Source organism: Massilia varians (genome assembly GCF_027923905.1).
In the GTDB taxonomy this organism is placed as follows: domain Bacteria; phylum Pseudomonadota; class Gammaproteobacteria; order Burkholderiales; family Burkholderiaceae_D; genus Telluria; species Telluria varians_B.
In genome coordinates, this window is record NZ_AP026966.1 from 786,041 (window position 1) to 811,274 (window position 25,234).

At 61.4% G+C, this 25,234-nt stretch carries 22 protein-coding genes and 3 pseudogenes; 14 read left to right on the top strand and 11 right to left on the bottom strand.

Annotated features, from left to right (window positions below):
• The first annotated feature begins 77 nt into the window (after positions 1-77).
• Together MasN3_RS03620 and MasN3_RS03625 are read left to right on the top strand one after the other, a co-directional pair.
• A complete protein-coding gene (locus tag MasN3_RS03620) occupies positions 78-1,028 on the top strand; it encodes a ribose-phosphate pyrophosphokinase (protein ID WP_281912394.1) in 951 nt (316 codons plus the stop codon).
• A 223-nt stretch (positions 1,029-1,251) separates the two neighbouring features.
• A complete protein-coding gene (locus tag MasN3_RS03625) occupies positions 1,252-1,839 on the top strand; it encodes a 50S ribosomal protein L25/general stress protein Ctc (RefSeq protein WP_281912396.1) in 588 nt (195 codons plus the stop codon).
• Positions 1,840-1,915: 76 nt separating this feature from the next.
• Here the strand turns inward: MasN3_RS03625 and lpxD are convergent, their stop codons facing one another.
• The gene (lpxD, locus tag MasN3_RS03630) at positions 1,916-2,965 is read right to left on the bottom strand and encodes a UDP-3-O-(3-hydroxymyristoyl)glucosamine N-acyltransferase (protein WP_281912398.1); all 1,050 of its coding nucleotides are present in this window, start codon (positions 2,963-2,965) and stop codon (positions 1,916-1,918) included.
• 176 nt (positions 2,966-3,141) lie between these two features.
• Between lpxD and pth the strand changes: the two genes are divergently transcribed.
• Entirely contained in the window at positions 3,142-3,726 is a 585-nt protein-coding gene (gene pth, locus MasN3_RS03635) for an aminoacyl-tRNA hydrolase (RefSeq protein ID WP_281912400.1), read from the top strand.
• A gap of 25 nt (positions 3,727-3,751) precedes the next feature.
• Here pth and MasN3_RS03640 read toward each other — a convergent pair whose 3' ends face one another.
• Complete coding sequence (locus MasN3_RS03640) at positions 3,752-5,614, bottom strand: DUF3857 and transglutaminase domain-containing protein (RefSeq protein ID WP_281912402.1); 1,863 nt, start codon at positions 5,612-5,614, stop codon at positions 3,752-3,754.
• 97 nt (positions 5,615-5,711) lie between these two features.
• Here MasN3_RS03640 and MasN3_RS03645 point away from each other — a divergent pair, with 97 nt between their 5' ends.
• Positions 5,712-6,806 carry a patatin-like phospholipase family protein gene (locus tag MasN3_RS03645; RefSeq protein WP_281912404.1) on the top strand — a complete coding sequence of 365 codons (1,095 nt, stop codon included), beginning with the start codon at positions 5,712-5,714 and terminating at the stop codon, positions 6,804-6,806.
• Here MasN3_RS03645 and MasN3_RS03650 read toward each other — a convergent pair.
• A complete protein-coding gene (locus tag MasN3_RS03650; RefSeq protein ID WP_281914625.1) occupies positions 6,803-7,489 on the bottom strand; it encodes a transglycosylase domain-containing protein in 687 nt (228 codons plus the stop codon). The genes MasN3_RS03645 and MasN3_RS03650 overlap by 4 nt on opposite strands.
• Before the next feature lie 279 nt (positions 7,490-7,768).
• On the opposite strand from MasN3_RS03650, the gene ychF reads away from it, so the two are divergent.
• Together ychF and MasN3_RS03660 are read left to right on the top strand one after the other, a co-directional pair.
• Positions 7,769-8,860 (top strand): redox-regulated ATPase YchF, encoded by a 1,092-nt coding sequence (gene ychF, locus MasN3_RS03655; protein ID WP_281912406.1) that lies wholly within the window; start codon positions 7,769-7,771, stop codon positions 8,858-8,860.
• Between the two features lie 193 nt (positions 8,861-9,053).
• Positions 9,054-10,265, top strand: coding sequence for a tyrosine-type recombinase/integrase (locus tag MasN3_RS03660; RefSeq protein WP_281912409.1), 1,212 nt, complete (start codon positions 9,054-9,056; stop codon positions 10,263-10,265).
• On the opposite strand, the gene MasN3_RS03665 is transcribed toward MasN3_RS03660, so the two are convergent.
• Positions 10,258-11,157 (bottom strand): hypothetical protein, encoded by a 900-nt coding sequence (locus tag MasN3_RS03665; protein ID WP_281912411.1) that lies wholly within the window; start codon positions 11,155-11,157, stop codon positions 10,258-10,260. The genes MasN3_RS03660 and MasN3_RS03665 overlap by 8 nt on opposite strands.
• A gap of 84 nt (positions 11,158-11,241) precedes the next feature.
• Here MasN3_RS03665 and MasN3_RS03670 point away from each other — a divergent pair, with 84 nt between their 5' ends.
• Together MasN3_RS03670 and MasN3_RS03675 are read left to right on the top strand one after the other, a co-directional pair.
• Positions 11,242-11,451 (top strand): helix-turn-helix transcriptional regulator, encoded by a 210-nt coding sequence (locus tag MasN3_RS03670; RefSeq protein WP_281912413.1) that lies wholly within the window; start codon positions 11,242-11,244, stop codon positions 11,449-11,451.
• Positions 11,452-11,465: 14 nt separating this feature from the next.
• A complete protein-coding gene (locus MasN3_RS03675) occupies positions 11,466-12,593 on the top strand; it encodes a replication protein RepA (protein WP_281912415.1) in 1,128 nt (375 codons plus the stop codon).
• A 265-nt stretch (positions 12,594-12,858) separates the two neighbouring features.
• On the opposite strand, the gene MasN3_RS03680 is transcribed toward MasN3_RS03675, so the two are convergent.
• The 4 genes from MasN3_RS03680 to MasN3_RS03695 all read right to left on the bottom strand — a co-directional run bounded on the left by MasN3_RS03680 (position 12,859) and on the right by MasN3_RS03695 (position 15,957).
• Positions 12,859-13,350, bottom strand: a complete 492-nt coding sequence (locus MasN3_RS03680; RefSeq protein WP_281912417.1) for a 3'-5' exoribonuclease — start codon at positions 13,348-13,350, stop codon at positions 12,859-12,861.
• A gap of 94 nt (positions 13,351-13,444) precedes the next feature.
• Positions 13,445-14,425, bottom strand: coding sequence for a hypothetical protein (locus MasN3_RS03685; RefSeq protein WP_281912419.1), 981 nt, complete (start codon positions 14,423-14,425; stop codon positions 13,445-13,447).
• Positions 14,426-14,554: 129 nt separating this feature from the next.
• Entirely contained in the window at positions 14,555-15,019 is a 465-nt protein-coding gene (locus MasN3_RS03690) for a hypothetical protein (protein ID WP_281912421.1), read from the bottom strand.
• Between the two features lie 2 nt (positions 15,020-15,021).
• Positions 15,022-15,957 carry a hypothetical protein gene (locus MasN3_RS03695; RefSeq protein WP_281912423.1) on the bottom strand — a complete coding sequence of 312 codons (936 nt, stop codon included), beginning with the start codon at positions 15,955-15,957 and terminating at the stop codon, positions 15,022-15,024.
• A gap of 314 nt (positions 15,958-16,271) precedes the next feature.
• Here MasN3_RS03695 and MasN3_RS03700 point away from each other — a divergent pair, with 314 nt between their 5' ends.
• From MasN3_RS03700 to MasN3_RS03710, 3 genes are all read left to right on the top strand, one after another.
• Positions 16,272-16,502 carry a helix-turn-helix domain-containing protein gene (locus MasN3_RS03700; RefSeq protein WP_281912425.1) on the top strand — a complete coding sequence of 77 codons (231 nt, stop codon included), beginning with the start codon at positions 16,272-16,274 and terminating at the stop codon, positions 16,500-16,502.
• A gap of 126 nt (positions 16,503-16,628) precedes the next feature.
• The gene (locus MasN3_RS03705) at positions 16,629-17,018 is read left to right on the top strand and encodes a hypothetical protein (protein ID WP_281912427.1); all 390 of its coding nucleotides are present in this window, start codon (positions 16,629-16,631) and stop codon (positions 17,016-17,018) included.
• Between the two features lie 305 nt (positions 17,019-17,323).
• Positions 17,324-18,136, top strand: a complete 813-nt coding sequence (locus MasN3_RS03710; protein WP_281912429.1) for a plasmid recombination protein — start codon at positions 17,324-17,326, stop codon at positions 18,134-18,136.
• A gap of 84 nt (positions 18,137-18,220) precedes the next feature.
• On the opposite strand, the pseudogene MasN3_RS03715 reads toward MasN3_RS03710, so the two are convergent.
• Positions 18,221-19,132: pseudogene (locus tag MasN3_RS03715) on the bottom strand (IS3 family transposase); the annotation flags it as partial.
• 132 nt (positions 19,133-19,264) lie between these two features.
• Here MasN3_RS03715 and MasN3_RS03720 point away from each other — a divergent pair.
• Positions 19,265-20,464 carry an ISL3 family transposase gene (locus MasN3_RS03720; protein WP_370662345.1) on the top strand — a complete coding sequence of 400 codons (1,200 nt, stop codon included), beginning with the start codon at positions 19,265-19,267 and terminating at the stop codon, positions 20,462-20,464.
• Here the strand turns inward: MasN3_RS03720 and MasN3_RS03725 are convergent.
• Positions 20,452-20,727 (bottom strand): annotated as a pseudogene (locus MasN3_RS03725) (transposase); the annotation flags it as partial. The gene MasN3_RS03720 and the pseudogene MasN3_RS03725 sit on opposite strands and share 13 nt — an antisense overlap.
• A gap of 489 nt (positions 20,728-21,216) precedes the next feature.
• Between MasN3_RS03725 and mqo the strand changes: the two are divergent.
• Positions 21,217-22,769: pseudogene (gene mqo / locus MasN3_RS03730) on the top strand (malate dehydrogenase (quinone)).
• A gap of 68 nt (positions 22,770-22,837) precedes the next feature.
• On the opposite strand, the gene MasN3_RS03735 reads toward mqo, so the two are convergent.
• Entirely contained in the window at positions 22,838-23,311 is a 474-nt protein-coding gene (locus MasN3_RS03735; RefSeq protein WP_281912431.1) for a hypothetical protein, read from the bottom strand.
• Between the two features lie 418 nt (positions 23,312-23,729).
• Here MasN3_RS03735 and gdhA point away from each other — a divergent pair, with 418 nt between their 5' ends.
• Entirely contained in the window at positions 23,730-25,073 is a 1,344-nt protein-coding gene (gdhA, locus tag MasN3_RS03740; protein WP_281912434.1) for an NADP-specific glutamate dehydrogenase, read from the top strand.
• Positions 25,074-25,234: the final 161 nt, after the last annotated feature.

The window sequence follows — 25,234 nt, forward strand, 5'->3', positions numbered from 1 at the left end:
ATCCATAAGCTAATCAGCCGGTTCATCCGGCTGATTGTTTTTCCAGTATCAACAACGCATATCTTGGGACTCCCTCCATGGCTTACGAAAACCTGATGGTTTTTACCGGCAACGCTAATCCGGCACTAGCAGAGGGGGTCGCCAAAAACCTCGGCATTCCACTCGGCAAAGCAGTCGTTTCGAAGTTCTCGGACGGCGAAGTCATGGTCGAAATCAACGAGAACGTGCGCGGCAAGGATGTCTTCGTCCTGCAGTCGACCTGCGCACCGACCAACGACAACCTGATGGAAATCATCCTGATGGTCGACGCGCTCAAGCGCGCATCGGCAGGCCGCATCACCGCCGCCATCCCTTACTTCGGCTACGCCCGCCAGGACCGCCGCCCGCGCTCGGCGCGCGTGGCGATCTCGGCCAAGGTCGTCGCTAACATGCTGGAAGAAGCCGGCGTCGAGCGCGTCCTGATCATGGACCTGCACGCCGACCAGATCCAGGGTTTCTTCGACATCCCGGTCGACAACATCTACGCATCGCCGATCCTGCTGGGTGACCTGCAGAAGCGCAACTACGACGACCTGCTGGTCGTGTCGCCGGACGTCGGCGGCGTGGTGCGCGCCCGTGCACTGGCCAAGCGCCTCGGCTGCGACCTGGCGATCATCGACAAGCGCCGCCCGAAGGCGAACGTGTCGGAAGTCATGAACATCATCGGTGAAGTCGAAGGCCGCAACTGCGTGATCATGGACGACATGGTCGACACCGCCGGCACGCTGTGCAAGGCCGCCGAAGTGCTGAAAGAGCGCGGCGCGAAGAAAGTCGTTGCTTACTGCACGCACCCGGTCCTGTCGGGTCCGGCAATTGAACGCATCCAGAATTCCCCGCTCGACGAGCTGGTCGTCACCGACACCATCCCGCTGAGCGAAGCCGGCGCCGCTTGCACCAAGATCCGCCAGCTGACCTGCGCACCGCTGCTGGCCGAGACCTTCAAGCGGATCGTCAAGGGCGACTCGGTCATCTCGCTGTTCGTCGATTAAGCAACACTGCACCGTTTTTCGCGGCGCGCCTGGCTGACACGGCCGGCGCGCCGTTGTAACATCTTGGGTTTGGTCGTTCGGACGCCGCATGGCGTCCGCCCACAAGTATCTTGAGCGCGCAGCATGGCGCTTGTTCACGACTGCCCTGGTCGCGGGGTGGTCACCACTGGGTTACCGGGTCGGGAATTCCCGGCATTCGGACCCGTTTATTTTGGAGTTTCACATGAAAGTAGTCGCATTCAACCGCACTCAGCAGGGGACCGGAGCGAGCCGCCGCCTGCGCAACGCTGGCCAGACCCCGGGCATCATCTACGGTGGCGCCGAAGCCCCGCAACTGATCGCTCTGGATGGCAACGCGCTGTTCCACGCGCTCAAGAAAGAAGCTTTCCACGGTTCGGTCTTGGACCTCGACATCGAAGGCAAGACCCAGCAAGTCCTGCTGCGCGACTTCCAGATGCACGCATACAAGCAACTGGTCCTGCACGCTGACTTCCAGCGCGTCGACGCATCGAAGCCGATCCACACCAAGGTCTCCCTGCACTTCGTCAACGCCGACATCTCGCCGGCCGTCAAGCTGAGCAGCGCTGTGATCTCGCACGTCGCCAACGAACTGGAAGTGGCTTGCCTGCCGGGCAAACTGCCGGAGTTCATCGAAGTCGACCTGAGCAAGCTGGAAGCCGGCCAGTCGGTCCACGTGAACGACCTGACCCTGCCGGAAGGCGTGACCGCGCTGACCCACGGCCAGAACCTGACCCTGGTGACCACCTCGATCCCGCGTGGCGCAGCATCGGCTGAAGCCGCTGCCGAGTAATACCTTTCCTTGCCAGCCGCTACGCGGCTTGCTGGAATCGAAAACCCGCCGTGGCGTGCCCGGCGGGTTTTTTGTTTTACTTTTCCCCAGCCAGCGCTCGCACCGCTTTCTCCAGGGCCCGGACTTTCTCGCGCATGCTGGACAGCTTGCGCACGAGCACGGCGATGCGTTCCCAGTCGGCGTTCCTGGCGACGGGAAAATAGCCCGTGTACCGGCCAGGTTCGGTAATGGAGTTCGGCACCATCGTGGCGGCCGTGATATGCACGTTGTCGACGATCTCGATGTGCCCGTTGATCATGGCCGCGCCGCCGAAGGTGCAATGCCGGCCGATCCTGGCGCTGCCGGCGACGCCGACGCAGCCGGCCATGGCCGTGTGGGCGCCGATGTGGCAGTTGTGGCCAATCTGGATCTGGTTGTCGAGCTTGACCCCGTCCTCGATCACGGTATCGTCGAGCGCACCGCGGTCGACCGTCGTATTCGAACCGATGTCGACGTCGTCGCCGATGACGACGCGGCCGGTCTGCGGAATCTTGATGTATACGCCGTCTTCTACGGCGAAGCCGAAACCGTCACCGCCGATGACTGCTCCCGAATGGATGATGCCGCGCGCGCCGATAACGCAGCGCGCATGGAAGCTCACGTTGGCGAACAGATGGGTGCCTTCGCCGATGACCGCCTCGCGCCCGATGTAGCAGCCGGCATCGACGGCCGCGCCGGCCTTGATGACGGCACCTGCCTCGACCGTCACGTGCGGGCCGATATGGGCCGTGGGATCGACCTGCGCAGTGGCGTGTACCGCCGCCGTCGGATGAATGCCCGGTTCGGCTGACGGCAAGTGTGCAGAATCGAAGTACTGCGCCGTCCGGGCGAAGTAGGCATAGGGATTGGCGGTGACGATGCGCGCGCCCGAGAAGGCGGCGGCCACCTCGGGTTCGTCCGCGGGCGAGAGGATCAGCGCCGCGGCGTGGCTGTGCGCGGCCAGCGCGCGCAGCTTGCTGTTGCTGAGAAAACTGATGTCCGAGGCGCCGGCACGGTCCAGCGGGGTGATCGCCGTGACTTCGATGTCGGCATCGCCCTCCAGTCGTCCGCCGAAACGTTCAACCAGCTCGCCTAATCGGGTTCCCATGTTGTCCCCTCACGTCGGTCTTGTCGGTGGAACTGTTCAGGTGCCAGACTTGGACAAGTCTTCCGGATGGGCGGTTCCCGGCCGTGCGAACGCCCGTCCCCGCACCGGGTCACGGCGCTTGCCTCGGCGTTTTTCAGCGATAATCCTGTTTTTCCTAGAATCAAAGTAGACAGCGCATGTCCATCCGTCTGATCGTCGGCCTCGGCAACCCGGGCCCGGAATACGAACAAACCCGCCACAACGCCGGCTTCTGGCTGGTCGACAACCTCGCCAATTCGCTGCCGGGCTGCCGCCTGCAGCGCGAATCGCGCTTCAACGCGATGGTGGCGAAGACCCGGATCGCGGGCAATGAAGTCTGGCTGCTGGAACCGCTGACCTACATGAACCGCTCCGGCCAGTCGGTCGGCGCGCTGGCGCGCTTTTATAAAATCAATCCGGACGAAGTGCTGGTCGTGCACGACGAGCTCGACCTGCTGCCGGGCGTGGCCAAGCTGAAAAAGGGCGGCTCTTCCGGCGGGCACAATGGCCTGAAGGACATCACGTCAAGCCTCGGCACCCAGGAATACTGGCGCCTGCGCCTTGGCATCGGTCACCCGCGCAGCCTGAACCTGCAGCAGGGCGTGGCCGACTTCGTGCTGCACCGTCCGCGCCGCGAAGAGCAGACCCTGATCGAGGAATCGATCGACAAGGCCCTGCGCGTCATTCCGCTGTGCTGCGAAGGCAAGATGGACGTGGCGACGATGCAGCTGCATACCGCCTGAGCATGCACCCGGCAGGCGTTCCGCGCTAGCGTCCCTGCACCACGACCTGCCCGCGCAGGTCGCCCATCATGCGCTCGAGCGCCGGCCGCATCTGCCGGTAGTCTTCCGGCGTGCAGGTGGCCGCCGTGTGGCGGAACTGCAGGCGGCGCTTTACCACCACCTCATTGCCCTGCCGCGCATACTGCGAGCGGTAGAAGAACCTGCCGTCATCCACCGTCACCCCTTTGGGTAGCGCCAGCACCCGGGTGCGCGGCGGCAGCGCATAGCGCAGCTCGTCCTCGGCATCGATGGCGGGGCAGACGAATTCCTGACGCCGCTCCGGCTCGCGTCGCAGGTCGAATACCGCGTCGCCCAGTCCGCCCCAGAAATTGTAGGTGGTGGCCAGCGCGGCCGGACCCGGCAGCCGGACGAAGCCGTCCGTCGCACCGGAAAAGCCCAGCGTGTAGTCGTCCCGCGGCGAGGCCTTGCCGGCGCTGTCGGTCTCGCCCGGCTCGAACAGGCCATCCCCCGTCTGCCCCAGCCCTGCCAACATGCGCCGCACGAAGCGCTCGCGCTCGGACTGGGGCGTGCCGCGCACCGCCTGGCGGTAGGGTTCCGCGATGGCGCCGCCGCTGGTGCGCCGGACATGGAAGCGGCTGCTGCCGTCGCGCGCGATATCGAAGCGCGTCATGGTGCGGCTGCGCGCCGGCTGGTACACCGGCGTGACCGCAAAACTGCCGGAGTCGGCCAGCAGCACCGGCTTGCCGAGCAGGGCGGGCGGCAAAAAACCGCCCGCGACCGTGTCGGCGGTCGGGTCGAGGAAGAGCTGCAACTGCGGCACATAGACGATCACGTGGTTCAGCACGCCTAGCGTGGGCACCGCGGGCAGGCGGTAGGCATCGTCGCCGTTGACCAGCGCGGCGCTCGACGAAATGCCGCTTGCTGCCAGCAGGGCCTGCAGCAGCACCGCGTGATCCTTGCAGTCGCCATAACGATTCGCCAGCACGGAAGAAGCCGCATGCGGCACCACGCCGCCCGGACCCAGGTAGACCGCGACGTAGCGGATATTGCGCCGTACCCAGTCCGACAGCGCGATCGCGCGCGCCCGCGTGTCGTCGAGCCCTTGCGTGAGCTGGCTTGCCAGCGCCGCGATCGCCGCATCCGGCCTGGCGGCCGCCATGGCGCGCGCATGGTAGGCCTGCGCGAAGGCCGGGTAGTCGGGGAAGGTGGAGACCGCCAGCCGACGGCCATAGTCGAGGTAGCTTACCGAGCCTTGCTCGATGCGCCCGTTGTCGCCGTCCACGTAGCGGAAGGCATGGCGGCGGCGGCCCGGGGCACCCTCAAGGGCCACCGGTACGAAGCCGACGGCGTCGGCCTGCAGCGTCATCGAGGCCGGTAGATCGTAGGTGAGCCGGAAGTCCTTGTGGCGGTAGGGGCGGGCCACCGTGAAATCTTCGAACTGGCCGGGAAATAGCGGCGTATGGCGCCGCAGCCGATAGCGCAGGGTGAGCGTGTCGCCGGCCTGCACGCCGGGGAAGATGACCACTTTCAGGCGCGTGTCCTGGAACATGGGAGCGTCGAGCGATGCCGCTTCGTGCTGGTCGCGGATCTGCTGCGGCCCGACCGCCACGCGGCGCCCGTCGGGCTTGATGGTCCATGCTTCGATGGATTCCACCCTGTCGAGCGAGCCATTGAAGCTGACGAACTGCTCGGCATGCTGTTCGACGGCGGACGGCGCAATGATGGTTTTGACCAGCTCGACATCGAGGGTGTAGGCGCCGTCGGCGTCGACCGTGAAGTGCTGAGTGTGCCGCTCGATCATCACCGAAGGGTCGGTGCCGCCGTCGGCTGCCGCCATGCGAACGCAGGCAAACAGCAACACCAGGAACAAGACGAGTCGAAAGGGCATGGCGGGCTCCGCAAAAGCGACCGATCCATGTTACGCAGCGCCTCGGAGCCACCCTTGAGTCTGCGCAAGTAGCTTCTTCCTGCCATAATTTCGGCCCATGAAGGCACTCACATTCCACGCCGGGCCGCTGGCCCTGGCCCAGATCGGCGCGCAGGGCTTGCGCGCGCAGGACATCGCCATCGTGCCGGCCGCAGCCGGCGGCCCCAAAGGATTGATCTTCCAGGCGCTCGACCAATGGATGTTCGGCGAATGGCTCCCCGGCGCGCCGCGCGAGCGCGTGCTGATCGGTTCCTCGATCGGCGCCTGGCGCATGGCCGCGGCCTGCCAGCGCGACCCGGTCAAGGCCTTCGCGCGCCTGGGCGAGCTGTACGCGGGCCAGCGCTACACCAGCAAGAAGCCGACCCAGCAGCAGATCAACGAGGTGGTGCAGGGCCTGCTGGCTGAATTCGTGCGCGGCCACGAGGACGACATCGTCAGCCACCCGCACCACCGCCTGCACCTGCTGGCGGTGCGCGGCAAGGGCAGCTTGGGATCGCCGGCGCACGCGCGTGCCGAACTGCGCGGCTTCGCCGCGGCGGCGCTGCACAATGCCTGCTCGCGCGCCTGGCTGGGCCGCATGATGGAACGCGTGGTGATCGGCGATGCGCGTGCGCAGGCGCCCTGGCTGCGCGAGCGCTTCGACGCCTTCACCACGCATTTTTCCTCGCTCACGCGCCAGAACCTGGCGGCCAGCCTGCTGGCCTCGGGCACGCTGCCGCTCATCATGAAGCCGGTCACCGGCATCGCCGAGCTGCCGCCGGGCTGTTACTGGGACGGCGGCATCATCGACTACCACCTGGCCTTGCCCTATGCGAAAGCGGCGGGGGAGGGAAAGGGCAACCTGGTGCTGTACCCGCACTTCACGCAGCACATCGTGCCGGGCTGGCTCGACAAGGGCTTCCCGTGGCGCCGCGCGGGACGCGCGCACCGCCATTGGCTCGACAATGTGCTGATCGTTTCGCCATCAAGCGAATTCCTGCGCACCCTGCCGCGCGCCAAGCTGCCGGACCGGGCGGACTTCAAGTTCTATGGACTCGACCATGACGAGCGTATTCGCAACTGGCAGCGCGCGATGGGGGAGGGGCAGCGCCTGCGCGACGAGCTGGCCGCGTTCGTGGCCAAGCCCGACCTGTCATTGATCAAGCCGATCTAGGACGCGCAGCCCTCGTAATCGGTATCGAACCAGCCGTCGGGCGTGCAGCTGCCGAGCAGCAGCGCCTGGATACGCGCCGCGCGCTCGTCCAGCGCCGCCGCGTTGCGCGAGGGATGGTAGTGGTTGGGCGCCTTGATCATCGCTACCAGTCGGATGAATTCCTCGTCCGTCGTCGCATCGAGCGGCTTGCCCAGGTAGCTGCGCGCGGCCTGCATCAGCCCCTTGACCTGCTGCCCTTCATGCGTGCCCATGTAGACGGTGGCGGTATAGCGCTGCAGCTGTTCGCCTTTGGACATCCTGGCGTCCAGCACCAGCGCCATCACGTCGCGGCCCAGGTCGATGCGCTTGCAGCAGTCGAACACGCCACGATAAAACGTCTGCATCAGGCCGGGCACACCGTCGAGCCGGTCCTTGCCGAGGAACAGTTCACGCGCGAGCGCCGATGAAATGGTGGCCAGGCCCTGGCCCTGGCCGAGGCTCAATCCATGATGTCCGTAGAAATCCGGGTCTTCGACGCGCAGCAGGACTGCTGCCTGGCGGTTGGACAGTTCGATAGTCTCCGTCAGCGGAGCCTGGCGGCGCGCGTCGTCGAAGGCGCTCCATGCCCAGCTGGCGGCCACTGCCAGGTAGGCCAGCAGGAGCAGCGCCAGCAGCATGGGCAGGCGCCACCAGGCCTTGCGCATGCGACTCACCGTAGCACTCCCGATGCGGACAGGGTAGCGGTGATGCCTTGCCATGCTTGGAGCGACATAAGATTCCAGAAAATGTGGGTTTTTGATCTTATCAGCTATAAACCCGGCAAAAATACGCGCTTTTACACGCATTCCTCCCTGTAAGCGGACACAACAGCAGGGGCGAATCACGCCGTTTTTTTCGGCAACGTGGCCCGTCCGAGGTTACAATGTGGGGTTTTGGAGCAGGCATCAATCACGCTCCGCTTTCACCGAATAGAAAGAGTTCCCATGAGTCTCCAATGCGGCATCGTCGGCCTGCCGAACGTCGGCAAGTCCACCCTGTTCAACGCCCTGACCAAGGCCGGCATCCCGGCTGAAAACTATCCGTTCTGCACCATCGAGCCGAACGTCGGCGTGGTCGAGGTGCCGGATCCGCGCATGCAGGCGCTGGCTGACATCGTCAAGCCGGAACGCGTCGTGCCGGCCATCGTCGAATTCGTCGACATCGCAGGCCTGGTGGCCGGTGCGTCGAAGGGCGAGGGCCTGGGCAACCAGTTCCTGTCGCACATCCGCGAGACCGATGCGATCGTCAACGTGGTGCGCTGCTTCGAAGATGACAACGTGATCCACGTGGCCGGCAAGGTCAGCCCGATCGACGACATCGAAGTCATCCAGACCGAACTGGCGCTGGCCGACCTGGGCGCCGTCGAGAAAGCGATCCACCGCGAGAACAAGAAGGCGCGCTCGGGCGACAAGGATGCCGCCAAGCTGGTGGCAATCTGCGAACGCATGCTGCCGCACCTGAACGAAGGCCAGCCGGTCCGCACCCTGGGCCTGGACGCCGACGAGATGGCCTTGATTCGCGAACTGCACCTGATCACCGCCAAGCCAGCGATGTATGTCGCCAATGTGTCGGACACCGGTTTCACCGATAACCCGCTGCTGGACAAGCTGACCGAGTTCGCGAAGAAGCAGAATGCGCCGATCGTGGCCATCTCCGCCGCGATCGAATCGGAAATCGCCGAGATGGACGACGCGGACAAGAAGGACTTCCTGGCCGACATGGGCATGGAAGAGCCGGGCCTGGACCGCCTGATCCGCGCCGCCTACAAGCTGCTCGGCCTGCAGACCTATTTCACCGCCGGCGTGAAGGAAGTGCGCGCCTGGACCGTGAAGGTCGGCGCCACCGCCCCGCAGGCCGCGGGCGTGATCCACACCGACTTCGAGCGCGGCTTCATCCGTGCCCAGACCATTTCCTACGACGACTACATCACCTACAAAGGTGAAGCCGGCGCCAAGGAAGCGGGCCGGATGCGGGCGGAAGGCAAGGAATACGTCGTCAAGGATGGGGATGTGTTGAACTTCCTGTTCAACGTCTGACTGTTTGCAATGGACCGCACTGGACCTTCTGGACATAATTTTGCTATAACTTATTGTAATTCAAAGAGATTTTTGGATGTCAATGGTCGAGGAAGGTCCAAGAGAGATTCCAGTGTTCCAATAAATTTGGGGGTAGAGGTTGGGGTACGTTTACTGTAGAGTGGGGGTATGTAACCCTCTACCGAAGACGCTCATGCCCAAGGACCTCCTCACTGACGCCAAAATCAGAACAGCGAAGCCTGCCGACGCCGCCTACAAGCTAGGCGATGGTGGCGGGCTTTTCCTTTTGGTAAATAAATCCGGTTCCAAGCTATGGCGCCTCAAGTTCCGCCTCGGTGGAAAGGAGGGCCTGTTCGCCATCGGGACTTACCCCGCCGTCGGCCTCGCCGAGGCCAGAGCGGCGCGCGACGCCGCCAAAGAACTGATCAAGCAAGGGATCAACCCATCCCATCACCGGAAAGACGAGCGGCAGAGAAATATCGACGAGGCCGCAGCCCGGAAGCGCGCCATGAAGAGCTCGTTCGCCAAGGTGTCTGCCGCCTATCTTGCAGACGCCAAGCCTCACTACACCGAGGGCTCGTATCGAACGAAGGAGTCGCGGATCAGGAAATTTCTGTCACCCAAGCTCGACGCCCTCCCCATGAACGAGATTGGACCCAATGAAATCAGGCCGATCCTGCTGGCGTGCAAGGAACATGGCGCTTGGGCTGGTATCCACGTTAAGGGTGATCTCTCGGCGATCTTCGAGTACGCCGTCGTCCATGGTCTGGCCGATTTGAATCCCATCCCTGGGCTGAAAGGGCTGCTGCGCATTCCGGCCAGTCAAAGCAAGGCGGTGATGACCCCGGCTCAGATTCGCGAGTTCTACCACAAGCTGCGCGCCTATCGTGGCTACCCTGAAACCGCAATCTGTCTTCGGCTGATCGCACTGACGGCTTGCCGTCCCGGTGAGGCGGCGGACGCAGAGTGGTCGGAATTCGATCTCGAAGCCCGTTTGTGGCGGCGTCCGGCCGAGAAGATGAAAGCGCGCCGTGATCATGTCAGTCCACTGTCCGAGCCCGTCTTGCGCCTGCTCGACGAGCTTCGCCCGATTACCGGCAATGGGCGCTATCTGTTTCCCCATCGAAGCGGCGAGGGCTTCACCACACCCAACCGGTTGACCTATGCGATGCGGGACATGAACCTCGGTCCGCAAACCACTCCGCACTGCTGGAGGACGACCTTCTCGACCTGGGCCAACGAACAAGGATTCAGGCCCGATGCGATCGAGCGCCAACTGGCGCACGTCGAGAGCAACAAAGTCCGCGCGACGTATAACAAGGCGCTTCTGGTAGAAGAGCGACGCAAGATCATGGATGCCTGGGCGGAGAATCTACGTGCGGCTGAGGAGCATCGGCTCACTTGAAGAAGCCGAAAATGGAGCGTTCACATTCTTCGAACTCCAACTCGAAAGCTTCTCGCTCATTTTTCAGCCGGTCTCCCAGAATTAGCTTTCTACGCAAAATACGATGGCACGCCTGCCATGCGGCAATAATGCGTAATTGCGCCCAAAGTGCGGATCGATGTCGGTTGATCATACGCTCGAGACGTTGAGCGTCACCTTTGCAACGTTGTTGGTTATGGGCGGCAAGCAGTTTGTGGGCCTGGAAGAGTACTTCAAACAAGCGGCCAAAGGACATTGGTGATCCATCTGCCTTGTCATTCGATGCATGGGATGGCAGCAATCCCTGGTCCGATAAGCACGAGCCATCGGAATCGATACATAACCAGCCGGCGGGTGAATATCCAATTGCTGAGAAAGGCAACCCTTCGGCAGTGAAGAAAATTTTTCGAGGTATCCATCCGCTGCGGATTGGCGCATCTATCTCAGAAGAAATTACTTCACGATCACTCGCTGTCGCTGGTCGCGCGGGTTGAATAGCAACAATTTCCAGTAGTTCGTTTCCGGACACACTACTTCGCAGCTCCTTGGCCCTTCGATCTGCGGCTACCTCTTGTCGGGCCATTTGCCTCCGCGTTGCTGCCCAGCGCTCCCAGCGCAGAGCCTCTCGCCCGGTTCGGGCACGAGCCACGGTATATTTTCGCCAATTAGCGCCGTTTTGGTCAGTCTCAAGGATCAAGCTTTCTAGCTGGCATCGGGACAAATGAGGAAGGATCGCCTCGATATACCAGAACACTTCCGCGACCAAGGCACCAGGAACTGACGGTTCTTGATCGCGCAGCCGCGTACGCCCTTCCGCAAGCAGCGCTACCGCGTATCGTCGCGCCTGATCATATAAAGATTCGTCGATGGGCATGGCCAGTTACTCGTTCTAATTCTCCTTGTTCGGCAGCCTTATTGTACGTGCCACTGGTTCACAGATGAACATGGAGGCACAAGAATGGCTCAACAGGATCAACAGACATCCCGAGTATTGCGCAGGCCGAAGGTCCAAGAGCGCACGGGCCTTTCCAAGAGCGGGATTTATTTAGCAATTCAAAACGGGGAGTTCCCCCGCCCCATCCAGATTGGAAAGCGGGCCGTTGGGTGGCTCGAATGCGACATTGAGGCTTGGCTACGGGAGCGGATCGCACGGCGGGCTGAAGCGTAAGCTGGGGACGCGTCATGTCAAATCGTTTCCTCGTGGGCGATCCGCCCGGTGTCTTGCTTTTGTGGCGCGAGGGTTACCGCCATTATCTGATCAGCAAAGGCATGCCGCCAGAGGTGGCGTCCGCTATTGCGGCCAGGATGCCATATCGGGTCGATCTGTACCCTGTTCTCGACCATGATGGGCGATCGCCGGCCAAAAGCTGCGACGTTGGCTCGAACACCGTTCAGCACGCTACCGGAAAAACCTCTGCAACCGCTTCATGTTCCACGACTGCACGTATGCGCCGTTTGTTGGAGGCCGCGTCCGAAATCGCGGTCGAACCACCCAGCGGCGATAACATCGTGTTCCTCCATTCGACAATGTGCCAACTTGGGCTGCCCAGATCGGAAGTCCAGGGCTCAGTCTTCGAGCGGCGGTGTGGTAACAAGGCGCTCCGCGTGACTGCAGGCTGCCTTTGGGATGGTGAGCGCTTTGTGCAACAGCCCGTTCCATATGGGTCTTTCCCGCGCTTAATACTTTCAAGGATCAATGCGGCGGCGAAGCGCCTCGATTCCCCGGAAGTATCACTTGGCAGAAGCGGGCGTGAGCTCCTGCGCACGCTCGGCAAGGACACGTCCGGCGGCAAGAAAGGGGCGTACACGATGCTGAAGCGCCAGATGCTCGCGGTCGTCGCGAGCCGCTTGATGCTGGGCTTCAATGCTGGCGAGAAAGCGATTACCAGAGACAGTTCGCCGTTCGAGCAAATCGAAGCATGGCAGGTGAAGGGTGAGCAGCCGCTCGAATGGCCACAAACCATCATCCTCTCCGAATCCTACTTCACGGAGCTGGCCGAGCGCGCTGTGCCACTCGACTGGCGCGCGCTGAAGGCGTTAAGAGGATCAGCCCTTGCTATGGATGTATACACGATGCTCGCCGAACGACTTCACCGTATTTCGGGGCGGTCGTTAGTCTATTGGAGCAACTTCTTCGAGCAGTTCGGTCAGGAGTATCAAGGAAAGCATCCGCTCGAAGATTTCAAGAGGGCATTCCGGCTGGCTCTGCGAGATGCGCTTACCGTCTATCCACAAGCGCGGGTCAAAAAGGTCACGGGTGGCTTGCTGCTGCTACCATCGCCCCCTCCGGTACCGTACAAGGAAAAGTAGCATACAGGTGGATGCGGCAGTTGTGGATAACCCTGTGAAGGGCCGATGTTATCCACGCGGAATCACCCCGCGTAACTTCGCGGAATTACCCCGAACGGGCACGCAGAAATCGCCGGACGAGCACGCGGAATTCACCCGTCGGGCGCGAGGAATCACCCCTCCCTAACCTGTAAGGTGCCTTTAGCATTTGCCTTTAGTCTCTTTACTCATTGCTGATAATGAGGTGTCTTGGCTGGGGATATCGTCTTGAGGTCAATGATAAGGATCATGTGCGAGCCTTGTTCGCGTCCATCCACGCCAGCCAACCGGCGCGATGCGCTCTGGCGTCGTGCAAGGAGTGGTGCCAGTGGCTACCCGGCCGCTCGTGATAGCGGCATGCTGCCGCGTGGAAGGTGGTCGTGTCGATCAGCGGACGCACATCCTTGACACCGGCCAGATTGGGCGGGATTTGTCCATCCAAGGCGTCGATCAACAGTTCGTAGTCGGTGCGGTCGTCGCAGGCGACAACGACACGGCGCGGCAGCGCCGTGAACCAGGTGCGGAGCCGGATCGCCAGCTCCACCCGGCTCAAGACATTAGCGGGCGGTGCATCCAGCAATGGCAACACGACCGACTTCACGAAGGCATTACAGTCATCGGTCCGGTAATCGCTGCGCTCGGCGTAGAACTCCACGCTGCCATCTTCGGACACCATACCGATGCTGATGAGATCGATCTGAATCGGGTCGGTGTATTCGGTGTCGAGAAAGATCAACATGATGCCTTACCTTTCTGCTCGGCCAGGCACAGACGAAAATCGCGGGCGGTGTCGCGCAGTTCGGTGGCGCGCCGCGCGGCGTCGAACGCTGGCTTCATGATCTCGCCCCCGTCGCAATTACCGGTTCACGCACCCCGGTCGCGGCGTGCACCAGGGCGCGCGCTTCCGACGGAAAGACTAGCAACTCGCTGCCATCGTCGAGCTCAATCCGGCACAAGTCGTTGCCGGTGCATAGCATTTCGCGACGCGCGTAACTCGCCAGTTCCGCCAGGTCGTGTAGAGCGACTTCGGGTAGCGGCAGCGGCTCGCGTGGGGTGCCGAGCGGCGTCAAGTACACGAGTTCCAACCCGGCACGCTGAAACACTCGCGCTAGCAATGTGCGTGGCAGTGGGCTGCCCAGGCAGCCGGGCAGGCCCGCCATGATCTGCTCTAGTCGCAACGGCCGGCGGCGGGCCATGATAAAGTCGCGTAGCCGATCGAACACGTCGGCGAGCGAATTCAGGCCACGGGCGTCCACGTCGCGCTCGCCGTTGAGGTCCAGGTACGCCTCGCTGCTGAGCCAGGCGTGGCGGGTCATGGTGTCCACTACGCAATGCAGGATGTTGCAGGTCGCCCCGTCCACGCGTTCGGTCAGGCCGAACTCGATCACTGTCGAATCGTTCAGCGCGACCGTAGCGGTCAGACCATTGTCGGCGTCGCCACGCAGATACTGGCGGGCCATGCCCTGGAAAGGGATGACGAAGCCGAGCTCTTCCAGCTTGCCCGGCAGTAGTTCAGTCAGCGAATTCATGACGACCTCCAGTTCGGGTTGCTGCGTGGATGGCGTGGGTGTGGCCGGCTCTTCCAGCGAGGGCAGCGCGCTGCCGAAGCGCGCCTCGTACCAGCGTTCGAGGATTTCCGCGGCGAGCTGCGACTCGCGGATGCCGCGAGATTTCGCCTCTTCCTGAATCGCATCGGTGAGGCGCGCGTCCAGCATTAAATTGGTCTGCGCCAGCGCCTGCTGCGCCTTCTTGCGCTCGCGGTAACGGCGCTGGTACTCGGCGGGGGTCTGTCGTCCAGTACAAGGGCGGGCCATGTTCGTTTCATTAAGATCACTAGTTGAATTAACTATTGTCCAAAAATGGGTCGCAGATGCAAGGGCCGACGTGCGGCGGCTGCAGTAATTACGGATCACGATAATTACCGTAATCGACCGGTCCCCGGCTCAACTTCGCACGTGGCTCCGACCGCAGGTGTGGCAGAACCAGGTGTTTTGCCACTGCCGCTTGGCGGCGTTGTACGCCTGGGCTTGCAGGTACCAAGCCTTCATCAGCAGCCAACCCACCGCGATGACACCCAGGCCGACAGCGGCCTGTATCCAGTTGTGGCGCAGTGCAGCCGTACCCACATAAACGCATTCACGAGCCAGCAAGGGGCAAACCGTCATCGCCATATAGATCAAGACGCCGCCGATACCGTAGGCGATGACGAACGGCATCGGCGACGGCGGTGCTGGCGGCGCGCAATGCTGGGCCAGCGCCGTGGTCTGGGTGCCGTAGCTGGTGACCTGTGCGAATTCCCCGCCGACGGTGCCGGCATGATTGAGCCGGATGCGCTGAGTGCCGTCCGCATGCGCGACGGCATGCGGCTGAACCTGGGTGCTGCCACAAGAAGGACACTGCAATTGCATGTTCAGCCCTCCGCGCCTTCGGTATCGACCGTGCAGGTCAGCGTGGTTTCACCGTTCTCGTTCCCCAGGATCAGCACGCCCAGCTTGGTCGCGCGGCCGTAACTCTTGCCGTCCTTGCCGAGCTTCAAGGATGCCGCCTTGACCACCTGCTGCGAATTCACACCTGGCAGGAAACTGCGATAGGTCTGCTCGCCGCCGTCGCGCGAGATGGCGATTTTCGATGTGTTCAATCCGTAGACCTTGAGGGGTTCCGGGAGCGCAATCGGCGATACGCCCTGCTCGGGCCGCCAGCCCGCCTGTTTGAGCGCAGCTTCGGCGAAGTTGAAGCGCTTGCTGATGGCCGTGCAGGCGAGCGCCTGTTCCAGCAGCGCTCTGGCCTTGCCGCCCAGGGACTTGTTCGATGCCACCGTCGTCGCGTCGGCAGGTGCGGCCTTGGCGGCGCTCGGGTCATAGCCGACCAGCCAGAGATTGGTCGGCGCGCCGGCCTGCCAGCCGGTATCGAGCAAGAGCTGCTCGATGAAGCCCTGGAAGGCGAGCTGCTTGCTTTCACCGAACGGCTTCCTTTCCGGGATAGCAAGCATCGGCGGCTTGGGACCGGTGGTGCGCACGTTGCCGCTGTGCTCGACGGCCATCTGTTGCATGAATAGGTGCAGGTTGGCGGCATTGTTGACGGCGAAGCCGACCGACTTTCCCCAGCAAACCGCGAACGGCGCGATCGACTCAGACCTGGCCTTGCTCCACCAGATCGTCGCCACGGCGATCCAGCAGTCATTGCGCGACCAGTCGGTCACGGTCACCGCTAAGCGCGGGAAGTAGGTCTTGGGTGTGCCGTCATAAGGGTGCTTGGCGAAGATGCCGGTCAGTGTGCCGGCGCGAAGAGACGGTGGCAGCGCGGTGTTCGACTTCGGTTCCGTATTGACCGCTGCCTTCGCCGGCACCGTGACTGCGGGCTGAGGCTGAGGCTGGGGCTTTGGACCAAGGACATCGGCCAACGACACCTTCACCTTGGTCGATCCGTCAGGCTGTTGTTGCGTGGTAACGCATCCCGATAGGCCCGAGAGCATGAATGCCGCTCCCAAGGCGCCCAAACAGTGCCACATCCACACGCCACGCCTCTGTCCGACCATCATTTCCTCCGAAATTGTCCACTATGAGTACCAATCTTGCCACATCGGTATGCGATTGTCACTCATAGGGCGTGGCCTGATAGTGGCTCTCTTCTTAGCATCTTTTCCATTTGGGCGAGGAAAAGATGACCGAAAAAGACCCGCGCATTTTGTTCGGGCGAAGGTTGGCGCAGGTCAGGAAACAAAAAGGCTGGTCACAGGAGAAATTGGCACTGGAGAGTGGCATCGCCCGTAGTTATCTCGGCGGCGTCGAGCGTGGGCAACGGAATATTGCGCTGCTCAATATTTGCAAATTGGCTGAAAAATTGCAGGTTCCCGTCGGCGAATTGTTCGATTTCGACTCGTTAGACGGCTAGTCGATACCTGTATTCCTGAATCGCACCAAATAGCTGGATGCCGCAAGAAGAAACTCGTTCTATCTCATCCGATAATCTGATTCCAAAATTCCCGTCGTCGAACTCAATCGCACGGGAGCGCTGCATATGGACAAGGGTCGGATCGCCGAGTTGATCGCGCGCTTCGCCTGGAAAGACACCATTCAGGAAGGCGGCTGGCAAGGCTTCGGGTGGCGGCAGTCGGTCTTCGCCGGCGTTGATCATTTTCATATCCAGGCAACCCCGCAACCGGATTTCTTGACCTACGGCGAGCATGGTCTGCTCGTCATGGCTGTCACTGCCAACACCTGCTTGGTGACCAGGGAATATTGCGACGGACGCAGGGCCGATTTCGCTGTCGCGACCAGCATCCGGGGCGTGGCCGATCTACTGGTCGCGGAAACCAACCACAAGGTAGGTGTCGCCGCCGATGCTGTACTGGAAAAACTGAGCCAGCGGCACATGCTCACCACGATGCAGGTCATCGGCCATGTATGACCTCCATCGAGCGATCATCGCGGCCGGAATTGCCGGCTTGACACAGTCATCGCCACCTATTTCACACACTGTCAGCGCAGTCCTCGCACATTGCTCGCCATCGAGATCGCACACTGTCGGCACATTTATCGACATCAAGCTGACACATAGCGGCACAATCGACGGCGACATCTTCACACAGTGTTCATACATTGCACGGAGGGGTCCAGGGGCAGCGAGCCCTTGGCCGACATTTGTGGAGCGCTCGCGCGGAACAAATATAGTCGGTCACTATATTTTGTCCGCAGCACGCCGGGGCTGAAATCATGCCCACACAGTTTGTCCACATCGAGTGTTATTCGCTGACACCACCGAAAAAGGCCAGAAAGAACGCAGCAGCAAAGTGGTCGGCCGGCGACGTCCTGGCAGAAGCTGCGCGCAGACCGGGCGCATGCGATCACGTCACGACCCCGCTGCCGCCTGCGCTGATTTATGGTGTCACCCTGGAGCAAATCGAAGCCGAGCTCACCGATATCCAGTCGAATGCCCGAGATGCCGCCGGCCGCCGACTGCGGAAAGATGCAACCGTACTGTTGGCTGGCGTAGCGAGTTACCCGGCGGATGGGAACGACTACGAGGTGTGGAAGCAGCTCACCGTCGAGTGGCTGCGATGTCGGTTCGGCGAAAACCTCCGCGCTGTCGTCGAACACTTGGACGAGTCGCATCCGCATCTGCACTTCTTCATCATCGATCCCATCGCAGGGAACGTCAAAGGCTTGCACCCTGGCTTTGTCGCCGCCAAAGGCATGGCGAATCCGGTGCTCCAGCGGATGGCGTACACCGAGGCGATGCGGGCATTCCAGGACGAATATTGGGGACACGTAGGCGGCCCCACGGCCCTGGCGCGAGTTGGTCCTCGGCGGCGGCGGCTGACGAGGGCCGAATGGGCGCAAGAACAAGCGGACCTTCGAGCGCAGGCTGCTACTTTGCAATCGGTTCGCACCAGGTTGGAAGAGGTGCGAGTACGTGAAGAACGCGTCACCGAACTCGCCCGCCGCACGCTCGAGCAAGCAGAGTGCTTGATCTATAGGCTGAATGAACTTGACTCTCATCCGTCGGAACCAGAAGTTCCGGATTGATGAGTCTTTCTAGCGCCAACTGTCTGCCTTGGCACAGGCCCAGTTGTAGTATGAGGTGTACTGTCAATAGTGGACACGTCCGTTTCAAGCAGCCAGCTGCTGTCTGCTGAATTCTTCGGCAAACGATGCTGGCGATAGGTACCCGAGACGCGAATGGCGCCGCTGGCGGTTATAGAAAATTTCGATGTATTCAGTGATTGCGGACTCCGCCTCGGCCCTGGTCGCATACCTCTGGTGATGGATCAATTCGTTCTTCAAGCTACCCCAGAAGCTCTCCATAGGCGCGTTGTCGTAGCAGTTCCCCTTGCGCGACATGGAGGCCGTCATGCCGAACTGCTCGAGCAGTTTGCGATAGTCATCTGCGCAGTACTGGCTGCCGCGATCCGAATGGAGAATCAGGCCTGGCGCTGGCCGCTTGTTGCGTACTGCTCGCCAGAGCGCCTGCGCCGTCAACTCCTGGGTCATCCTGGCCCCGAGCGCATAGCCCACCATCTCGCACGTAAAAATGTCCTTGATACCCGCCAGGTAGAGCCAGCCTTCGTCGGTGGCGACGTACGTGATGTCGCTCACCCAGGCTTCATTTGGCTCCGTCGGCGCGAAGGTCTGTTCCAACAGATTCGGTGCGACCGGGTAGGCGTGTTTCGAGTTTGTCGTTGCCTTGAATCTGCGCTTTTGCTTGCAGCACAGGCCAAGCTCTCGCCGCAGCCGCACGATCCGATCACGTCCCGCCTCGAAGCCTTGCGCAGCCAGTTCCGGCTGCAAGCGCAACGGTCCATAGGTCTGACGAGTTTGAACATGAGCAGCCTTGATGGCGATCTTCAGCTTCTCGTCGTTCTGCGCACGCTGCGATGCGGGACGATCCAGCGCTGCGTAATAGCCGCTGCGCGACACGTCAAAGACACGGCACAACAGGCCAAGCGGGTACTCGAGTCGCATCGATTTTATGAACGCGTACCGGGCAGCGACTCCCTGGCAAAGTACGCGGTGGCCTTTTTTAGGGTTCTTCGCGGGGAATGGGGGAAGACGGGGTTGACGATCTAATCGGGAGGTGGTGGCGGTGGCCTGATGTTGGTAGATTGATAGTCGCCAAACAAATCAGTCTATCAAACCACCGCCATGCTCAATGCTATGTCGTCTGTCCCGTTTTGGGAAGGCCATATTGTCGACACCGTCCAAGAACAAGAAGACGGATCACTGTTAATCGTTCTCGATACCTGCCCGGCAAGGGATGCTGTGTGCGGAGCGTGCCACCAGCCTTGCGCCCTGGTGCATGAGCGCCGAAGGCGTAAGGTGCGCGATCGCGACGTTCTGGACAAGCGCGTCTGGCTCGATGTGCCGGTACGGCGGCTGGACTGCCATCACTGCAATGCACGAGTGGCCGAGCACATTGTTTGGCTCGACCGCCGGGCGCGCATCACGCACCGCGTGCGTCTGTGGGTCGAGGCGCTGGCGCAGTTGCTGCCCATAGCCCATATAGCCCGGTTGACCGGGCTGCACTGGCATACCATCAAAGAGATTGATCATCGGCGACTAAAGCAGCTGCACGGCGACTTCTCGGCGGTGGGCGTACGCCGCTTGGTCATGGACGAATTTGCCCTGCACAAGGGCCATCGCTACGCTACCGTGGCCATGGATGCCGAGCGTATGCGCGTCTTGTGGGTTGGGGAAGGCAACAGCCGGGAAGCGATCCGGCCATTCTTTGAGCTGCTGGGCGAGCAAGGCTGCCAGCGAATCGAGGCGGTGGCCATGGATATGAACACGGCCATGGACCTTGAAGTGCGTCAGCAATGTCCAAACGCGGAGGTGGTCTACGATTTGTTTCATGTCGTGGCCCGCTTCGGCCGCGAAGTCGTCGACCGGGTGCGCGTCGATCAAGCCAATACGTTACGGGCCGAACCAAAAGCGCGCCAGGTCATCAAGCGTAGCCGCTGGCTGTTACTACGCAACCGCGACAACCTCAAGGCCGAACAGGCCGTCAAGCTCGAAGAACTGCTCGCCGCCAATCAGCCGCTGGCAACGGTCTACCTGCTCAAGACCGAATTGAAAGAGATCTGGTATGCGCCATCGGTCCGGGAAGGTGCTCGTCGATGGAAGGCTTGGCTCAAACTCGCCTTGGAAAGCCATATCACACCGCTGATCCAGTTTGCCAAACGGCTGGCCAAGTACCGGCGCGGCATTCTGGCTTCGGCCATCTATCCGATGAACTCATCGATCCTGGAAGGCGTCAACAACCGCATCAAAGTCATCAAGCGCATGGCCTACGGATTTCGGGATGCATCCTACTTCTTCCTGAAAATCAAGGATGCGTTTCCCGGCAAAACGCGATGAACCTTTTTTAGCACTTCCTTTTCCATCCGCTCCACGGCCAGTTCTTTACGCAGCTTTGCCAACTCGGCTTCTAGTTCCACGACGCTTCGGCTGCCTGGTGGTGCCGCCGGGTCTGTGCTGCGCTTCGCCGCGCTCACCCAGTTGGCCAGCGTCCCTTTCGGCACTCCGATCCGCTGGGCAGCCTGTTCCTGCGACAAGCCCTGTTCCAGCACCAGCTTGACGGCTTCGGTCCTGAACTCAGGTGTGTATGTCTTCAATTTCATGTGTTCGCTCCTTCCGATAATTTTATCAATCGGAAGTGTCCGAAAAAGTCAGCGTACCTCACTCTGCCCGCAGATCAACGCGGCGCTCCACAAGGTCTACGCGCAGTTGCTCAATGGGTTCAGCGAACAGGAAGCGCTGGCCTTCAAGCATGCGCTGGAAAGAATTCTGCTCAATGCGAAACAGTAGTTTCCAGGAACAGGGAATACAAGCACCACTTCGCCATTGATAGAAAAGTCAACCCGAATACGTCAGCTCGCGTCTGCGCACCGTCCTTGATCGACGGCTGCCTGTCGCATTCACTTTCTCAGGAGGACTCATCGCAATGAGTCAAGAAACCAGCAAGAATCCAGCAGCGCCTGCCAGCAGCAAGCGCTTCTCCCGGCGCAAGTTCATGGGAACCGCTGTCGGCGCCGCAGCCCTGGCCGGCGGCTACTCGCTCGCATTCGGGGGGGCAGTTCCGTGCCGCCAAGGCAGATCGCACGGTTGACGTGCTGCTGATCGGCGGTGGCATCATGAGCGCGACGCTTGGTGTCTATCTGTCCGAACTGGAGCCAACATGGACCTTTGAAGTGTTCGAACGTTTGGACAAGGTTGCCGAAGAAAGTTCCAATGGCTGGAACAACGCGGGCACAGGTCACTCGGCGCTCTGCGAACTGAACTACACCCCGATGGACGATAAAGGGCAAGTGCAGATTACCAAGGCGATCGAGATCAACGAGAACTTCCAGATCTCGCGCCAATTCTGGTCGCACCAGGTGCGCAAGGGCGTGCTGGGCAATCCGCGCGAATTCATCAACTCGACGCCTCACATGAACCTGGTGTTTGGCAAGGAGAACCGGGACTTCATGCACAAGCGCGTTGCGGCCTTGAAGGCATCGCCGCTGTTCGCCGGCATGGAATTGACGACCGATCCGGCCAAGATTACCGAGTGGATTCCGCTCATGATGGAAGGCCGCAAACCGGACGACATGGTGACCGCCACCCGTTCGCCGCTCGGCACCGACGTCAACCTGGGCGCGATTACCCGCCAGTTCTACAAGATCTCGGCCAGACTGTGGGCAGCAAGATCTCGACCGGGTACGAGGTCCGCTCGATCACGCGCAACGAGGATGGCTCCTGGCGCGTGTCGGCGTTCGACGACAAGGACAGTTCCAAGGTCCAGACGGTCGATGCGCGCCACGTCTTTATCGGTGCAGGTGGCGCAGCATTGCCGCTGCTGCAATTAACAGGCATTGCTGAAGCGAAACAGTATGCTGGCTTCCCGGTCGGCGGCGAATTCCTCGTCACCGAGAATCCGGCAATTGCCTCGCGCCATCTGGCCAAAGTGTACGGCCTGGCGGATACGGGTTCGCCACCGATGTCGGTGCCGCATCTGGATACCCGCGTGCTGGACGGTAAAACGGTACTGCTGTTCGGGCCATTCGCCACCTGGTCCACCAGATTCCTCAAGAATGGGGCGTATTCCGATATCGTGAAGGCGACCACGCCCTCCAATATCATTCCGCAACTTCAAGTCGGCGCCCATGAGTTTGCACTTGTAAAATATCTCGCGCAGCAGTTGCAGCTGTCCAAGGAAGAAAAAATGGCGGCGCTGCGCCACTACATGCCCGAGGCAAAGGACGAAGACTGGCGTCTATGGCAAGCTGGCCAGCGTGTGCAGATCATCAAGAACGTGCCCGGCAAGGGCGGCGTACTGAAGCTTGGTACGGAAGTGGTGGTTTCCGAAGACCGCTCGGTGTCTGCGTTGCTGGGAGCGTCACCAGGTGGCTCTACATCGCCTGCGATCATGCTGTCGCTGCTGGAGAAAGTTTTCCCGGATCAAATGAAGACGGCCGCCTGGCAGGAAAAAATTCGCGACATCGTCCCGTCCTATGGGAAAAAGCTGAACGAAAATGTGCAGCTGCTGGCGGACACCTGGGCAAGCACTACTGAAACACTGCAGCTGGCGATCGCGCCGCCAAGCCTGGAGAACTTCGTTCCAGGCGCGGCTGCCATCGTTCAACCTGGGAAAGTGAAAAAAGTGTCTGACATGGCGCTGTAGTGCTGTCTAGCCGTACTGCACGTACTGCAATATGCGCCACCTTCGGGTGGCGTTTTTGTTTCAGACCTTCAATCTTTCTTTTCCCTGAATTCACCCTCGATCACCCTGTCGTCGTTGCGGTTGAAAGGGCGTTGGCCGGTGAACCTGGAGACGGACGCGACGATCCGATCGAACATAACTCGCCTCAACCAGGGATAGCCGAGAAGAAACGCCAGGGTAAAGCCCGTGAATATCGCGGACACGCTGTCGCCCAGCCACACGAAGTTCAGCAAGCACAGTGCGAGAATGCCGGCGAGGATTGGCCGGCGTACAGGTTTGGGCAAGAGGCCGACGATGCGCAGCTTGCCCTTGCTGATCCAGGGGAATCTTGCAAACAGGGCCGCAAGCAGAAGTCCCGCCAGAAACCGGCTCGTGTCGAGATGAGCGGCCAGCACCCCGACCACCAGGAAACCGGTATAGGTCATCGTACCGGCCAGGGCTGCCAGCAGCAGCAAGGCAATGGCGAGCGTTAGCTTGGGCGTACGTATTGCCGCATTGATCAAAAGACGTAGGATTTGTGTACTCCTGCAGAGGGACGTTAAAAAGCCAAAGCGAGTTTTAACAATACTCTCTGGCGTCGGCGCTGTTCAGGAACGTTCCTGCCCGGCACTTGACCTTGCCCTTGCTCCCATCGCCCCGCGCAGCCGCTTCTGCTACCATAGTCCCCTGGCGCGCGAGCATCCATCGCATGCGCCGACAACAACATCGAGACACCGATCCATGAAATCGGTGTTTCTGTCTTCGGGTAGCCCCCCCCCTCCATACGGCGAGGCGGATCCCACGAGGTGACGCCTGCCGCACTACGACGAGCCACCGGCAATGCGCCGGAGCTTCGTCGCACTCGCCGCTCCCGTGCATCACGTCGACGCTGGTCGTCGATGGAGCTGCCTGGACTCAGACATTCTCGATCTTGGAAACCACATGAAATACCTGTCCGTACATCAGTTCTTGCAACACGTTGCCGACCGCAATCCCGGCCAGCCTGAATTCCTGCAGGCCGTCACCGAAGTCATGGAGAGCCTGTGGCCCTTCATCGAACAGCATCCCCGATATGCCGAGCAAGGCCTGCTCGACCGCCTGGTCGAGCCTGATCGTGTGGTGATGTTCCGGGTTTCGTGGGTGGACGACCATGGACAGGTGCAGGTGAACCGCGGCTACCGGATCCAGCACAGCATGGCGATCGGCCCGTATAAAGGGGGCCTGCGTTTCCACCCCTCCGTCAACCTGTCGGTACTGAAGTTCCTTGCTTTTGAGCAGACCTTCAAGAACGCCTTGACCACCCTGCCCATGGGCGGCGGCAAGGGCGGTTCCGACTTCGACCCCAAGGGCAAGAGTCCGGGAGAAGTCATGCGCTTCTGCCAGGCCTTCGTGAGCGAGTTGTTCCGCCATGTCGGCGCCGACACGGACGTTCCGGCCGGCGACATCGGCGTCGGCGGGCGCGAAGTGGGCTACATGGCCGGCATGATGAAAAAGCTGAGCAATCGCGCCGACTGCGTGTTCACCGGCAAGGGCCTGAGCTTCGGCGGTTCGCTGATGCGCCCAGAAGCCACCGGCTACGGGACCGTGTACTTTGCAGAGGAGATGCTCAAGACGCGCGGCCGTTCCTTCGAGGGTTTGCGCGTGAGCGTGTCCGGCTCGGGCAACGTGGCGCAATACGCGGTGGAAAAGGCAATGTCCCTGGGCGCCAGGGTCGTCACCGTGTCCGACTCGAGCGGCACGATCATCGACATGGATGGCTTTACCACCGAAAAGCTGGCCGTGCTGATGGAGGTGAAAAACCACCTGTATGGCCGCGTCGGCGATTACGCCCAGCGCACCGGCACCCGCTTCGAAGCAGGCGTGCGCCCGTGGCATGTGCCGGTCGACGTGGCGCTGCCCTGCGCCACCCAGAACGAGCTGGATGCCGACGACGCCGCCGTCCTGATCCGCAATGGCGTCCTGTGCGTGGCCGAAGGCGCCAACATGCCCTCGACCATTGAATCCGCAAAAGCATTCGAAGCGGCCGGCGTGCTGTACGCGCCGGGCGAGGCCAGCAATGCCGGCGGTGTCGCGACTTCGGGGCTGGAAATGAGCCAGAATGCGGCGCGCCTGTCCTGGCCGAGCGAGGAAGTCGACGGCCGCCTGCTGCAAATCATGCAGGGCATCCATGCGTCGTGCCTGAAATACGGCAAACGCGCCGACGGCAGCATCAGTTATGTGGATGGGGCGAACATTGCCGGGTTCGTCAAAGTGGCCGACGCCATGCTGGCCCAAGGGGTGATTTGAACTTGATCTCTGGCCTTGGCTCGAGCGGCGCTGGTCGCGCTGTACCTGAGAACGGTCGCTTCCGATCTGTCGCGGCCCTTTCGCGGCGCCGGCAGCGGATGCCCGGTGCGGAACGTCGCCGACATGCTGCGCGTGCCCAACCGGTCACGCCCCGCCGACAG